Annotated in this window: 17 protein-coding genes; 1 reads left to right on the top strand and 16 read right to left on the bottom strand. The window is 39.4% G+C overall.

Translation table 11 applies throughout. The features are described 5' to 3' along the window. Nucleotides 1–2: 2 nt before the first annotated feature. From LX64_RS20610 to LX64_RS20585, 5 genes are all read right to left on the bottom strand, one after another. A complete protein-coding gene (locus LX64_RS20610; RefSeq protein WP_111599588.1) occupies nucleotides 3–1208 on the bottom strand; it encodes a hypothetical protein in 1206 nt (401 codons plus the stop codon). A gap of 222 nt (nucleotides 1209–1430) precedes the next feature. Further along, the gene (locus tag LX64_RS20605) at nucleotides 1431–1982 is read right to left on the bottom strand and encodes a phage baseplate assembly protein V (protein ID WP_111599587.1); all 552 of its coding nucleotides are present in this window, start codon (nucleotides 1980–1982) and stop codon (nucleotides 1431–1433) included. Between the two features lies 1 nt (nucleotide 1983). After that, nucleotides 1984–2958, bottom strand: coding sequence for a phage late control D family protein (locus LX64_RS20600; RefSeq protein WP_111599586.1), 975 nt, complete (start codon nucleotides 2956–2958; stop codon nucleotides 1984–1986). A gap of 223 nt (nucleotides 2959–3181) precedes the next feature. Further along, nucleotides 3182–4024, bottom strand: a complete 843-nt coding sequence (locus tag LX64_RS20590) for a phage tail protein (protein ID WP_111599584.1) — start codon at nucleotides 4022–4024, stop codon at nucleotides 3182–3184. Beyond that, on the bottom strand, nucleotides 4021–5811 hold the full coding sequence (locus tag LX64_RS20585; protein ID WP_245952761.1) for a phage tail tape measure protein: 1791 nt from the start codon (nucleotides 5809–5811) through the stop codon (nucleotides 4021–4023). Before LX64_RS20585 ends, LX64_RS20590 begins: the two co-directional genes overlap by 4 nt. Here LX64_RS20585 and LX64_RS26090 point away from each other — a divergent pair. After that, on the top strand, nucleotides 5801–6064 hold the full coding sequence (locus tag LX64_RS26090; protein WP_158538697.1) for a hypothetical protein: 264 nt from the start codon (nucleotides 5801–5803) through the stop codon (nucleotides 6062–6064). The genes LX64_RS20585 and LX64_RS26090 overlap by 11 nt on opposite strands. A gap of 123 nt (nucleotides 6065–6187) precedes the next feature. Here LX64_RS26090 and LX64_RS20580 read toward each other — a convergent pair whose 3' ends face one another. From LX64_RS20580 to LX64_RS20530, 11 genes are read right to left on the bottom strand one after another with little or no spacing between them, the layout of a single operon-like run. Continuing rightward, the gene (locus LX64_RS20580; protein WP_111599582.1) at nucleotides 6188–6487 is read right to left on the bottom strand and encodes a hypothetical protein; all 300 of its coding nucleotides are present in this window, start codon (nucleotides 6485–6487) and stop codon (nucleotides 6188–6190) included. A 23-nt stretch (nucleotides 6488–6510) separates the two neighbouring features. After that, nucleotides 6511–7032: a phage major tail tube protein gene (locus tag LX64_RS20575; RefSeq protein ID WP_111599581.1), complete on the bottom strand. Its 522-nt coding sequence runs from the start codon at nucleotides 7030–7032 to the stop codon at nucleotides 6511–6513. Between the two features lie 56 nt (nucleotides 7033–7088). Next, nucleotides 7089–8516, bottom strand: coding sequence for a phage tail sheath family protein (locus LX64_RS20570; RefSeq protein ID WP_111599580.1), 1428 nt, complete (start codon nucleotides 8514–8516; stop codon nucleotides 7089–7091). 22 nt (nucleotides 8517–8538) lie between these two features. Then, on the bottom strand, nucleotides 8539–8991 hold the full coding sequence (locus LX64_RS20565; protein ID WP_111599579.1) for a Gp37 family protein: 453 nt from the start codon (nucleotides 8989–8991) through the stop codon (nucleotides 8539–8541). After that, complete coding sequence (locus LX64_RS20560; protein ID WP_111599578.1) at nucleotides 8988–9323, bottom strand: head-tail joining protein; 336 nt, start codon at nucleotides 9321–9323, stop codon at nucleotides 8988–8990. Before LX64_RS20560 ends, LX64_RS20565 begins: the two co-directional genes overlap by 4 nt. Next, nucleotides 9323–9646 carry a DUF2190 family protein gene (locus tag LX64_RS20555; protein WP_111599577.1) on the bottom strand — a complete coding sequence of 108 codons (324 nt, stop codon included), beginning with the start codon at nucleotides 9644–9646 and terminating at the stop codon, nucleotides 9323–9325. The genes LX64_RS20560 and LX64_RS20555 overlap by 1 nt, the downstream gene beginning before the upstream one ends. Then, nucleotides 9646–11448 (bottom strand): prohead protease/major capsid protein fusion protein, encoded by a 1803-nt coding sequence (locus LX64_RS20550; RefSeq protein WP_111599576.1) that lies wholly within the window; start codon nucleotides 11446–11448, stop codon nucleotides 9646–9648. Before LX64_RS20550 ends, LX64_RS20555 begins: the two co-directional genes overlap by 1 nt. A 54-nt stretch (nucleotides 11449–11502) precedes the next feature. Then, nucleotides 11503–11817, bottom strand: a complete 315-nt coding sequence (locus LX64_RS20545; RefSeq protein ID WP_111599575.1) for a DUF1064 domain-containing protein — start codon at nucleotides 11815–11817, stop codon at nucleotides 11503–11505. Then, a complete protein-coding gene (locus LX64_RS20540) occupies nucleotides 11792–13309 on the bottom strand; it encodes a phage portal protein (RefSeq protein ID WP_111599574.1) in 1518 nt (505 codons plus the stop codon). The genes LX64_RS20545 and LX64_RS20540 overlap by 26 nt, the downstream gene beginning before the upstream one ends. Nucleotide 13310: 1 nt before the next feature. After that, nucleotides 13311–13514 carry a phage head-tail joining protein gene (locus LX64_RS20535; RefSeq protein ID WP_111599573.1) on the bottom strand — a complete coding sequence of 68 codons (204 nt, stop codon included), beginning with the start codon at nucleotides 13512–13514 and terminating at the stop codon, nucleotides 13311–13313. Further along, nucleotides 13495–13881 (bottom strand): hypothetical protein, encoded by a 387-nt coding sequence (locus tag LX64_RS20530; RefSeq protein ID WP_111599572.1) that lies wholly within the window; start codon nucleotides 13879–13881, stop codon nucleotides 13495–13497. The genes LX64_RS20535 and LX64_RS20530 overlap by 20 nt, the downstream gene beginning before the upstream one ends. Nucleotides 13882–13884: the final 3 nt, after the last annotated feature.

Raw genomic sequence — 13884 nt, 5'->3', positions numbered from 1 at the left:
AACTAAGGGCAAATAAATCTACGTTCGTACGTCTTAACTGGTATCGGCTGTATTGCCTTTATAGAACCTGTTGTACCAACCCTTGCGGTGTTGTTAGTATATAAAGATAACAGTTCTTTTGTTTTGTCAAACCAAATCTTGGATAGTTGCCCAGGTGTTAGACCAATGTTTTCCCTGTATTGTGCAAACATTGCAGATTGTCCTTGTGATAGTGCCCTATCTGCTAATTCCATTGCTTTAGCATGTGAATATTTGACAGTGCCATATTCATCTTTAAACGGCATTCCAACAAACATACTTTCAATTTCTATAGTAAATGATCCATATGATGAATAGACTGTACATTTGATATTCTTAACACCACATTCTTGCCATGAACCATCTCCTGTTACTTGCGTAAATAGGAAATCCTCTGGACACATGCCAAAATCAACATCAAATTGGTTGCTATCATAGTGATCATCTGGTTGAATTCCCCCGGAAACTCCACCTTCTTGACAAGAGGTAATATTTTCAACTCTATCTAATGTCCACGGTGTACAAATTTCTGTTCCATCGCTATAAGTGTAGCAATCGCGGCTATAGTAAGCCAATTCTACCGTTCTACATTCAGTTTCACCCGGAAGTTTGGCATAATTGTTTCCAACAATAGGTTTGCAAACCCTCGAAATAATACCTTCATTGTATTCGTAGCCCTTAAGAAACTTCCCCCCAATTGTTGTGTAAATTATGCTCCCAGTAAAGTTTTGAGGGATTGTATCGTATGCACTAGCAAGTGAATTATTACTTGCATTAATGTGCATTAAAATAGGTACAATATTGTCGCTACCATTCTTTTTAAATAATAGTAATACAGCTTTGCTATTTGAATCGTCGACCGCTACTTTTAGCGATACATTATCATTTAGCCGGATTTTATTACCGACCTCACCATTTAATGAAACGGAAAGGATGTTATAGGTGCCATCACTTTTTGCAAAAGTGGTATTCCAGTTTGGTATAATTTTACTTTTAGGCTGTACTAACCTACCATTTATATCGAATGGGGCATGCTTGATTGGCTGAATACTCTTCCACCAACTTTTGGCTTCTGAAACGGAAAGCTCATAATTTTGAATAGTAGGGCTTTGGAGTACATTTATATCTTTTGAGCAACTAATTAGAACTAGTACAGTTAACCAAGTAATGGTGAATTTAATTTTGAACATTTACAGTAAGGGTTAAAGGATTAAAAGATTTTGGGTTGTTAGCTAACTACTCACAAGATAAGTATATATTCAAATAATAAAAATAAATAAAGTTGAATCCATCAATATTGTAACATAAAAATCTTGTTTCGATTCTCATTTCTTACTGTAACTTGCTCCAACATAGATTTCTTATACAATATCAAAATGCATACTAGTGGCTTTTGCACAGACGTTTGTTTGTTATTGTGGAATTCCAGAAATTCCTGTACCGGGTTGTACTCCAATATGTGTATGCGTTAATAAAGATATTTGGTTAGCTACTACGTCACCTTCGGAAGCAATTTTTTGAGCATTTATTTGGCCTGCTACTTCCAAATCTCCATCAACTTTAAGTTTTGTTGCAGATATATTCACCGTACCTTCCCCTACTATTTCGATAGAAACCGATTTTAGTTTAATATTCTGTGTAATTAATACACTTAAATTCCCGGTATTCGAATCGTATTCCAAAATAGCGCCATCGCTGTAAATATTTCGCGAAATACCGCGTTCCTCGTTCGGATCGGGCAAATCACGGTTGTTATGAATTGCACCCATAATCAAGCCGTTCGAACAATGTTCATCCAGTAAACACGCTACTTGTTCGTTAATCTCAAATTGTGAACTTTTGATACAATGAATCGTACTTGTTTTTAAGATAGGCAACCAAGGTGTTGTAATACCATAAGTTGATAGGTTTACCCGCGCAAATCCCGGCTTTACATCGCATATCATCCCAAAGTATACTTGCATTTTAGATTCTGTTTATCAGTTTAATTTCCGCACTTGTTGTGTAACTGCTAGCATTAACGGTGTGGGTACTTTCTGTTATATACCATTTCCCGCTATTGTAGCCTATTTTATCTAGTATAAAGGAACTCCCAGCAATAATCGTAGGGTTACCAATTGATTCGATACTACCTGTGGTTGCATTGCTATTACTGTCATATAATGCAGCGCTACCAACTCTTTCAGCTTGTCCAAAACTTTCTACTGGGGTGTCAATATTTAATGTTTCTATCGAGTTACTTGCACTTGGTAAAGTATATGTAAGATCTTCTTTGCTTGTTTGAACGTGATGCCTAATTGAAGCACTACCATAAGATTTAGTAATAGTATCTTGGATACTAATAGCAATTAACGTATTACCGTCAATAGTAAAGGAGTGTTGCTGCTGTTCTAATGTTTGGCGATCCGTAAAAATAAGTAGATCATCACGAACGGAAAATGTAAAACCATATTTACTACCTAGAGCATTAAGAAAGGCTAAATCAGTAGTATTAAACTGGGTTAAGCTATTTATACGGATGGTTGGAATATCACCGTATAACCTTAGCTGATGAGTATCGGCAACAGCGGTAACAATTTCTTTGAGTGTTTTACTTTCATGTACTACATTCCTTTTGGTGCGCAAGGCTTTGGTTATACCCGCTGAAATGGCTTGAATTGAAACTATAGTACTATTATTAGAAATTCTAATGTTTATATTATCTACACGGAACTTTCCACAATTCAATACAGCATCATAAACAGTGATTTTAGCTTCGATTAAATCCCCATGTTTAGGGTAATTTTTACCAATCCAATCACCATTTATATCAATAATTTCAAGTTCGATTTCATCTGCTTCACTATTGGTTTTGTCCTTATACGAAAATGAAATTACTTGGTCGGTAATTTCATTCGTAATGTTTTTGGAGTTGTATTTTATTTCGATGATAGCTTTCATTAGCTAATTAATTGCTTCCACGCTGGCAGGCTTGCCGTATTTGTGTTTGTAGTTAAGCTGTCAAGTATAGGTATTTTTATAGCTATTCCCGCGGGAATGATAACATAGAATGGAAGTAGTTCGTTAGCGGCGACCAATTTACCTACCAATGTCTCATCGCCGTACATTTCAAGGGCTAATAAGTCCCAACGGGTTGCCGATGTTGTTATATGAATGAAATTATCTATTTCCGTAAGATTGAAGCGTTAATCAAAGGCTGGCAAGCAGTACGTAGTTTACGCATAGCCATGTTAAGTTTGTTTTGATCGGTGGTTAGGCTCGTCGTGTTGCTACGAAAATTTCGCATATACTGCATAACGACTGCCTTTATTTCGTTGCAGCTACTTTTTACCTGCGGGTAACTACTTGTACAATGATTCCCGCTATCATAAAGCCTAATTAAATTTGCCGCATCTTGGTCTATATCTTCTAGCCTAGATTGGATAGTAGGATGATTGGCAATAATGTAAATACCTCCATTGTAAGTAACTATTTTGTCTAACTCGTTGCAATTCGCATGCATGCTTGAAACGGTTGAATTTACATCGCTTGCACATGATGGATTGTTAGCTTTTCTTTTGTTGGAGAGTGGGGTTTTCCCTGGTACCGCTTTAGCCTGTTGCTTGCTCTTGGCTTTTTCTTGTTCCATGGGTTCTCTTTGGAATTCCTTGAGGCTAATAGTAACGGTGCATGAAAGCAATTCACCTCTTGGTGTTAGTGCCTCAACTTGGTTTGTAATATCAGTGATAATATATGTACCTAAATTATCTCCATGCCCATTTAGTAATGAAAGAATTCTAACCGTATTCTTATACTGTATTAGTGTATCAAGAATTTGTTTAGGTGTGCAAAAACTTGCATGTAACCTAATAGTGAAATTCTTTTCATCTAATACTCCTTCGCCGGCTTGAACTTTAGGTTTGCCTTTTAATACCGCATGTTCCGTGATGCTGGCTTTAAAGTTTTCGGAATAATCTTGTATTGTAAAGGCATTTGAAAACTCCAGCTCTCCTAGTTGTAATATCATCGTAAAGCTATTCTATCTTGTTGAAATGCTTGTTCTTTAAGGATTTTTCCAATTTCCCGGCGCATAACATCTTTTATCTTATCTACATCGCTACTATTATTAATTCCATTTACGTTTATCGTAATGTTTACACTACTATTAGCGGTAGTCGGTATCGAATGGGTAGAAGTTTTGGGAAACAAGAAATTACTTACCGTATTTAAGGTATTCTTAAATGCGGTTAATAACGGCGACGGTTTAATACTGCCCGCGATCGTTTCAACTAATTTAATTTTATGAATATCCTTTAAGGGACCAATTTTCGCAGGGGAAAATGGTAAGTGATCACGAATTGTCTTAACCATATTTTTGATAAGATCAACAGGCATATGAGCTACTGATTTGATGCCTTCCCATATTGCCATAACGATATTCTTCCCTCCATTGCGAAAAGTGTTGTAAACTGTGCGGAAAAACTTAATAGCAGCCAATAAAGGCCATGCTAGCCACGAAAATATGAACTTCGCGACCGCTATAAATATTGACTTAAAGCCATCCCAATAGGCTTTGATACGGTTTAGTATTAGTTTAAAAAAATCTACAATATTTCTCCAATACTTTATCACAAAAAAGACAGCGACGCCAATAGCAGTAATCCATCCGACGATGGGAAAGGCCATAAAAATAATCCGCAACAGTAAAAGCGCACCACGTATAAAGTTGAAAACACGCACAAGGCCGCTAAAAATAGTGATACCTACACTAACGACTTTCATAACTCCACCAAACACCATTGCTAAATACCCACCTGCCAGTGCAACGCCTGAAATAAGAGCAGCCGCTTTAGCTAAGAAGGAAACTAGGCGCGGGTTTTGTTCAATAAATCCACTTACTTTATCTGTCCACTTGCTAAAGGCCGTTAAGACTGTATTTAGTGTAGGTAACAATGCATTGCCAAATTTGACGATAACTTCGTTAAGCCTGTTTTTAAATAATTGCATTTTTGCTGCACTAGCTTCCACACGTTTTGCATATTCTGCGGTCATGGAATCCTTGTACTTCCCGTTCATCATTTCCAGTGCCTCGCGGAGTTTGTCGGTATTGTTTGCAAGTTTCATCAATTTAGGCCCATGTTCAGAACCAAACAGGCGTGTAAGTGCTTCCGTTTGCTTTTCTGGTCGTAATTTCCCAATGCGATCAAATACATCTAGTATCGTGTTGTTCGCGGTAGCCTTGCTGGACATTGATTTTTGTACGTTTTCCGCCGATAACCCCAGTTGAATAAGACCTTCTTTAAATGTACCGCTTTGCATCGTAGAACTACCCAGCCTATTTAACATGGCCGATAATCCACTGCCGGCCGTTTCTGCCGATTCTCCCAAACTTAAAACCGTGGCAGAAAGTGCAGCAGCTTGTTTAGGGTCAAGTGATTTAGCAGAACCGCCGATGCGTTGCAATACATTAATTAAATCCGATCCTTTTGCCATTGTATTATCATCCAAGTAGTTGATAGCATCGGCAAAATCACCAATATCCGAAAGCGGGATTTTAAAGATATTTGAAATCTTACCCATACTATCAGATATTTCACCCGCACTAACGTCGAAGGCAATGGACATTTTCGCTACATCCTTCGTGTACTGTATGATCTGTTGTTGCGGAATTCCCATACGTAAACCAGATGCGATCATTTCTTGTATTTCCCCGGTTGCAAGTGGAATCGTCCGTGCAAGCTGGTGAATGTCTTTGGTCATTGCCTTTACATTTTCTGGCGTGTCCTCCGACATTTGCTTGCGTATGTCAATCATTTTCGTTTCAAACTCGGATGCTGCCATAACTGCTTTGTATAGCGGTTCGCCGATAGTTTTACCAGCTTCTACAAGCTTCTTACCCGATTCGATAGATTTTTCAGCAAGGGTATTGGCTTTTTGTGATAAAGCACCTAAACGCGTTGTGGCCGATTGCGTAGCAGCGTTGATAACAGACGACATTCTATCGTATGCAGAAAGTACTACGGCTATTTTAAGTTGGGCATCCAATGTTATTCGCTTGGCTTATTAATTTGATTGTAGAGTTTTACGGCACTATCCCGCCATAATTGTAGCATCCTAGTTGTCCAACATCGTAAGGAATCTACCGGGGTATGTAAGACGTGGGCGATTAGTGAAAGGTCATCGACGGAAATTAAAAATTTAGATTGCTGAACGCGACGGTTAATGCCATGTAGTCGCGCATTTTCAATGCTGCTAGATCATCCATGAACAAAGGGGTGTTATCAATTTCAATCGTGCAAGACATGAGCGCACTAAAATATTTGCTTTGATTACCATTTGACAATAGCGTAGCTTTTTCAACATCTGCTCCAGTGCCTTCTCGAACGGCAGCGATCCGATTATTTTCTAATAAAACATAAGTCGTTTTGATGTTGCCTTCTACTTTGTCAACTTGGTTGTTTCCGTTAAAATCTTCAATTTTTGGGTACATATAATTTGATAATGTGGTTTAGGTTAAATGCCAAGGTTTTCGCGGTATAGCGCGTTTTGGTCAATTCCATTAATACGGTGCTTATTGGTTAACACATCAATATTGACAATTTCTTCGTTGTCGATTTCAAGACGGTACGAGGTAACCGAAATTTCGGTTTCTAATTCCACGTTATCTTGGGGTTTAAATGTTAAACCACCCGTCTTTTTCCATGTACCAACTATTACGATAACACAAGGACGTTGGGCAACCCTGCTACCTCCCTCCCAAGTTTCTATGGAAGTGCGCACCATTATTCGGCATGCAGTGTAGAAATTGTAAGATTTAAGCATCACGGAATCATAGATAGCATTCCATTTAATTTTGGCGGACATTTTTTGTATGCCACCTGCTGGCAATTCAATTTCACCAATAAAGCCTAAGCCTTTATGGTCAACTAACTTAGGTTGTACATCCGGCAACGAAATTTCTTCGGCGTTACCGATGTAGCCTACGCCATCTAAGAAAATATTAGCGTTGGTAACTTTGTTTACAGTTATGTTCAATGGTCAAATATTTAGGTCGGAAATGTGCGACGCATGGTAATTATCGAAGTGATCTTTTAAAGCTGGTCGTACAAACTGGTATTAAGTTCACTTAGGTATACAATTGTTTGAGCTGGTGTTGGCCCCATAATTTGGAAGCGAAATTTCACGATGCCTTTAGCTAGCTCCGTAGCTGGATTATCGTCGGCTGAATAAACAATTTTAGATCCTTCTAAGAGGGCATTTCGACCAATTAGAACATTAATAAAGTCGTTCCCGGAATGGCGCATGTCATCGATTACAGCCTTTGTTAATGGTTGATCTATGTAGGGGATTGATGCGTATACAAGTGATTCGTGTACAACATCTGCAATTCGCCTAATTGAGATAAAATTGTTAGGAACTTGGTTACTTGGATATGAAGAGTTATGGTTGCCCCATGTTCGGTAACCACTGCCGTAGAAATTAAATATAGTGGTAATCCCGGCGGCGTTTAACATGTTACTATCCGCATTTTCATCGTTAATGCTCATCGTAATGTCTTGGGCAATACCAGTTACACCGTTGATCGCTTTATTACTTGGAGAATACCAGTAACCTAATTTATTATCCGTAGCTGCAATAACCCCGGCGAAGTACGCTGAATATGGAAACGATGTATTTGTATCAGTAGTTTCTATGCCGTCGTCTTTACTTTCGTCGTAAGAAAGCAAGTAAGGATATAATAAAACCACTCTTTGGCTGGCAGTAGAAAAGGCGTTAGTAGGATCACCCCTGCTCTCCAAAATTTCATTGACAGTTTTACCCGGTTCACAGTCGATTAAAGCGATTGCTTTTAAACGATCGGCTACAAGTGTCATTTCATCGCAAACGCTTTTCTGGTGGCTGTAAGCCGGGGCAATAATGATCTTCGGATTAAACCCAAATTTTTGAAAGGCAAGGTCGAATATTTTCATTCCAGTTCGTGTACCGTTCGCAGACACGCTACCTATAATAGTTGATTGTGTAATACTTTGGCTGTCTAAATATTTGTATTTAAACTTAACCGCGGTGCTTTCGGGAATGCGACCACCCAAGACCCTAAAACGTCCTAGGTTATCAATAACAAAATCTTTTCCTTCAACGTACGGAAGCGGTGCATCTTCTGCGTCGACAACTTGTACACTTGAAATAGGGTATTCGCTTAACGGGGTATATTCGGATAGTATCGTAGCTGGTTCGATCTTTTCTTTACTATGCGTCGTTGGATCAAACACATTAATAACTAAGACGGTTCCTGCCCCTTGGGCTTGAATATTTTTGAGTGCTTGGGGGATTGAAAACCCCGGTATTGTATTACCAAATTGCGCTGCGTCTTGGGCATTTTTAACTAAAGTTAGTTTTTGTAAGGGGCCAGCGGGTGCAATACCAACCAGCCCGATAATCCCGGTTTTGACTTCGCGTACATTAACAAGATTGTTAGCAACTTCTATTACTTCAATACCATGCAAAAAGTTTGTAGGCATGTTTATTTATTGGGTGTTGGGGTTAAACTATTCGGGGTGAAAAATTTTGAATCAAATAGAACTGGCATTCAAATTCTAAATAAGGTTGGAATACATTTTGTTGCACCTCCAGCATATCGTAACGTACGGGAACCATCGGTGCTACGTCATTTAAGGGGTAACCAGTTACTTTCTTTTTTACAAATTCAATAAGGTTATAAATCCCTCCATCGCCACGTAATTTGCGACCTTCAAAAATGAAACGAAATTTCACCTTTTCAACCACGGAAATTACATCTACGGACGTGGACGATAAATAAGTACTGCCTACGTACTGTATTGCAACTTTGGATAAGTTGATTTGTTGATAAAAGCGGTTCGCTTCTGTTTCATTATCGGGTATGGGGCAACAAACAAAGAATTGTTTTAGGTTTTCATTTTCGAAACAAGTTGTTAGGTAAAAGGCAAGTTCGTTTTCACAATTCCCATAATTCATGTAGTAATTAAGTTAAGCGTAGCATATATCGTACTTCCATCAAATTTTCGAGTACATGACCGTACATAAAACCGTGTTCCCTCGATGGTAACTTCTTGCAATTCCCCTTTCATCACTAAATCCATCATACTTGGAAAATCATCCTCGTTATACTCCATCGTGTACGATTCAATATTGTAGTCAATCTCACCAATTTCATGCGTTTTTGAGGGCGATTTAAATAGCACCGTTGCAAGTGCCGAAGTATTATTCTCCTTGTGCCAAGTAGCAACGGTGCCGAAGTTTTTTTGAATGATCTTTAAAGCCGTATGGAAGAGTTTCTTACTGCTCATTACTTTAATAAAAGGTGTACCGTATTTTCACCAGCAAGTGCAGGGGTATAAGCATACCCTGCAAACAAGTTCCCTTCTGGTACACTGGTGACAAAATCTTCTCCATCTTTTTTGAATAATTTCTTACCTAGTTCGTATACTTCACTTGGTACTTTGTTTACTGCATACACACCAGTTAGTTTTAATGTGAATTGTTCGTTGGCTGCGCAATCAGTAAGGGCAACACCTGTAAGTTCACCGAAAGCAAGTAGTTGGCCACCAGTGACGCCGCCTTCTGGTGCCGTGGCTTGAACGCTAAAGCCTTGTGTAATGTAATTTTTCATTATTGAATTGAGCTTTTAGTCCAAGAACGGTGATCCCAAATTGTACAATCAAAATCAATGCGGGCTTTTGTCGATAAACTATCGTCGTTAAAGTCGACTTCTTTTTCAACGTGTAGACCTTCTTCACCTTCTAAATATGCATAAACAAGACCGTTGCTAAGGTTAGGATCGGCACATAAGTACCATACATTTGGATCAGTTAACCACGGGGTATTGATAGGGGTAAATGAATTTCGCATCGTATTCTTATCGTTCTTTTCGCTCGCAATTTCGGAAGTAAGCATTTTTTCTGCCTTCATCTGCAATTCAATTGGAACAATCAAAAATTTAGGTGCAATAATTGGCTCCTGTGTTACTTGGGTTTGGCGTTTCATGCTTGTTCTTAGCGCGTTTAACCCTTCTTCGTTCAATGGATGGTTAAATAAATTTTTATGGTTGGCATGGAACAATGGTACGTTGTCACTAGATTTAGCATTTTGCGTAACAAGCGACCATACCTTTTGTGCTTGGAAATTCTCCGCGGCATAGGCAAGAATCCGGGGTAATTCATTAAACACCTCTAAATCGTCATTGATAACCGTTTTACGTGTTACTTTAATCACCCGGCCAAAGGTTTTTAGCTGCACCTTGTTTTGGTTAGATGAAATGATAAAGGCGTTTTTATATTCGCCGCCTTCTTTTATTTCTTCGAACGTTGTGCTACCGCTAATTTCTGTACCCGTTTTCTCTTTGAAGTCCTTTGCTGTGGTCTTTTTGGCAATTTTTTTCCAATCGCTATCAATTCCGTCATAATACTTTTTGATAGAGCGCTCTACAGCATTGTGTAATAAAACGGGGAAATCCGTACTTGAAAATGCTCGCTTCACAACCTCGTTAGGTGAATACCTGTTACTTTTGTCACCGCGTTGATCAATACAACGTCTTGCAAAGTCCAGCAAGGTAAGATATTTGTAATCGTGTGCTTGGTCAATTAATGGCACACTCCCGGGGGCGGCTCGGTGCAATAGTGCAACCGTCATAGCTTCGCGGGTTTTTTCGCTTTCGTCCGCTGTTACGTGGGCCGTATTTACTGTAGGGGCTTGGCTTTGCTCGGCCATTTTGTTGAAAATTTCTTCACGTGCTTGCTCGATCGTTAAGCCCCTTTCGATCAAGTCATCCGTAAAGTCAACATCCATTTTGGCAATACGGGCGGCGTTACGAATAAGGGTACACCTGTTTCTTTCCGCTGTTAAAATTTCGGTGGCTTGTGTTCTTTCCGTGTGTTCATTGTTAGAAGGCATTACAATTTCTGGTTTTTGGGTGGTTGTTTCTTCGCGGATGCTAGCATGATAATCGGCGGGAATGGGGGTTAGGGATATTTCGATAGGTTCCCAATCAATAGCACGGTAGTTGGGTGCTGAACCTTCCCCGTTAATTTCTCGCAAATACTTGTGTACATTGTATCCTACGGAAATTGAACGGATGATACCAGCTAAAATATCATTCCAAATACCTGTGAATTGTTCTTGGGTTGAAAATTTAATTGTTGCCCGGCATTCATTATTTTCAATCGAATACTTGGTAACAATACCGAGTTGCTTAGTTCTTGCGTGATTGTCAAGCAAGGGTACCACTCCATTTTCTAAACGGCCAGCCCGAATATGTACCGAGTTACAAGATAAAATCTCGTAGAAACTTTCGTCCCATCCATTTCGATATACTGGCGTTTCAGTTGCGAAAACTACATCGAAGAAGTTCCCATCTTCGGTAATTTTGATAGTGTTGCTATCCACGAAAGCACGTTGGTAATACAGTTGGGGCATGTAACAAAGGTCATTACCAACTATCGACGTAATTAATCAATCTTTAAACGTACGCTAGCTTTCTAATATGCATATTCCATGGGTTGCAAGCATGAGTGCTTTTTTTAGCTTATAAACCGGTGTGCGTACCCCTTTTACATCTTCGATGATTGTTGTTCCTTTTTTATCTGTATAGACAAAATCAGCGATATAAGTGCAAATTTTTACATTATTTACAACAATAGCATATTTTACCTGTAACCGTAGATTGGATATAGATTTTAGGTTTTCCTGCTCTTTTAATTCAATGTACCTTAGTGCTTCTTTTTTTGAATCAAACTTGTTGCCGAAAACATAGCATATTTTATTCCGGTATTTCCTTGGCTTCACTAGTTTTTGTATTCATGTTAATTTTAGCTTTTAATTCAAAACTTGGGTCGCATTCTGGCATTAAACCAGCGTCGGCGTACAGCTGGTTCATTTCCTTTAAATCGGACAAAATCAGTTCGGGATCATAACCATTTTGGCGCATGATATTTTGAGGTGAGTTAAACCCGGCACGAACCGCGATTTTATCCGCGGTAGTTTCCTTCAACGGGTCAATCATTTGCCTAACCGGGGCCGTCCATTCCACGGCAATGTTAATATCAGCTTTGATGCCTAAGGAAATTCGCGCATGCTCTAACCACCAACTGTATACGCATTCGCAAAAAGATGGTATAAAAAATAGGTATTGCCAATGTTCAATATTTTTTTGGAACTCGATTGCACCCATTCGCCCGCTAGAAAAATTTACTTGACTATAGTCGTTGGTAAATGTTTCATACGGTATACAATACCCGTTAGCAATACCACGGTACTGCGCCCTTGTAAATCCTTCGTAAGAGTTATTTTGCGGTGGTGTTGCATATGACATGGATTCGCCGTTGCGCAAATATGTTATCATACCCGGCGAAATTTCCTCTACAACTTCTTGGCTACTATCGTCTACTTCCTCTAAGTCATTCTTCGATACAAATATCGGCATACATGCAGCGGTTTTTTTGCCCACCAGTTCAGCGTCTTCATAATCATCTAAGTCACGTTGTTTTACCATACTTGCCGCAGCAGCAGGGATGCCACGTATTTGCCCGATCCGTTCAGCGTCGAAAACGTGAAGTACATCGGTACTAGGAACTAGGGAGCTTTTGGCTCCACTGCGAGCAGGATGTTTATCAAATAAATAATACCCGGTGATTTTCCCGATCGAATTAAATTTAACGCCACTTTGCGTATAGCCACCATCGGGGTCGGTTTCCGTTGTTTTAGACGAATCTAAAAAATCACCTTCCAGTAGTTGAATTTGTATGCCAAACTTGTTGTATTCAACGGGCATTTTCTTTCTTAATACAATCACCTCTCCATTGATAATAATTGACCGCATAGCCATATGTTGCAGCGCATATAAGTTCTTCTTTTCGTCGAAGTCACATTTTACATTAGCTGCCCATTCATGCCATGCGGCCTTTAAACTCGCTATAGTAGCAGTATCCCGGTTGTTTGGCTTGGAAGATAATTTCCCTAATTTAGCTACAATCCTAGGGGTTGGTAGAATACCTGTTCCGACAACGTTGTTCGCAATAGTACGAGGGGCGCGCTTTGCATAAGGGTTGTTAAAGTGCAAATCCCTTGCGCGGGCTGTTAAAGTTGGCAAGTCCTTGGCAATTTCTTCGTTGGGATCAGTTATAGTATTTGTTTTCCAACTAGTGTGCCGGCGACCTGTTGCTGCCCCTTCAAATGCACGCTCGTTCGACGCCAGTATATCAAGTTTTTGACGGTGTAATTCGCGTTTTAGTGCAGTACTAGGGCTTACGTATGCAATTAATTTTTCTAGCTTATTCAATCTACATGCCTTTAGTGAATGAAGTGAATTTTTTGGTTATGTGCTTCTTACGTAAGCCTAGCGACAATTCCATCTCACTTAGTAACTCTTTCATTTCGTTTAAGTTCCTATAGGTTACCAGTTTGTCGGCGAATTTTACTGTTAGTATTCCTTGGCTATACGCATCATGTAATTGCGTGTACTGCTCATTCGTGTACTTTCTCATCGGGGTAAATTGTTTGTAGTTTCACATCGCAGCAAATGATTTGAGATTCAAGCTTCCCGGCGATGCTTTCAATTTCTTTAATGTCGCAGGCGGTTTGCCTAATCACCCGGCGGTTGGCGTCGATATTATCAATTAAACGCATAACGGGTTGATGCCCACGGAAACCGAACAAGTTGGCAATTTCGCGATATGATAAGGTAGTACTATTACGGATCAAATAATAAACTACACCTTTACGGTATACTGCAAGTGCTTGTTCTGTCTTCTGGAATAGTGTTGCACGGTCAATATCCCAATAAATGCATGCTGCATCGATTAACCTTTCTTCAAGTGGTTTTGTAGCGGTTTGAAACGTTATAAGTGCCATGGG

Origin of the sequence: Chitinophaga skermanii, from assembly GCF_003259335.1 — a bacterium.
Lineage (GTDB): Bacteria > Bacteroidota > Bacteroidia > Chitinophagales > Chitinophagaceae > Chitinophaga > Chitinophaga skermanii.
This window is presented reverse-complemented; position numbering and strand designations above follow the sequence as displayed.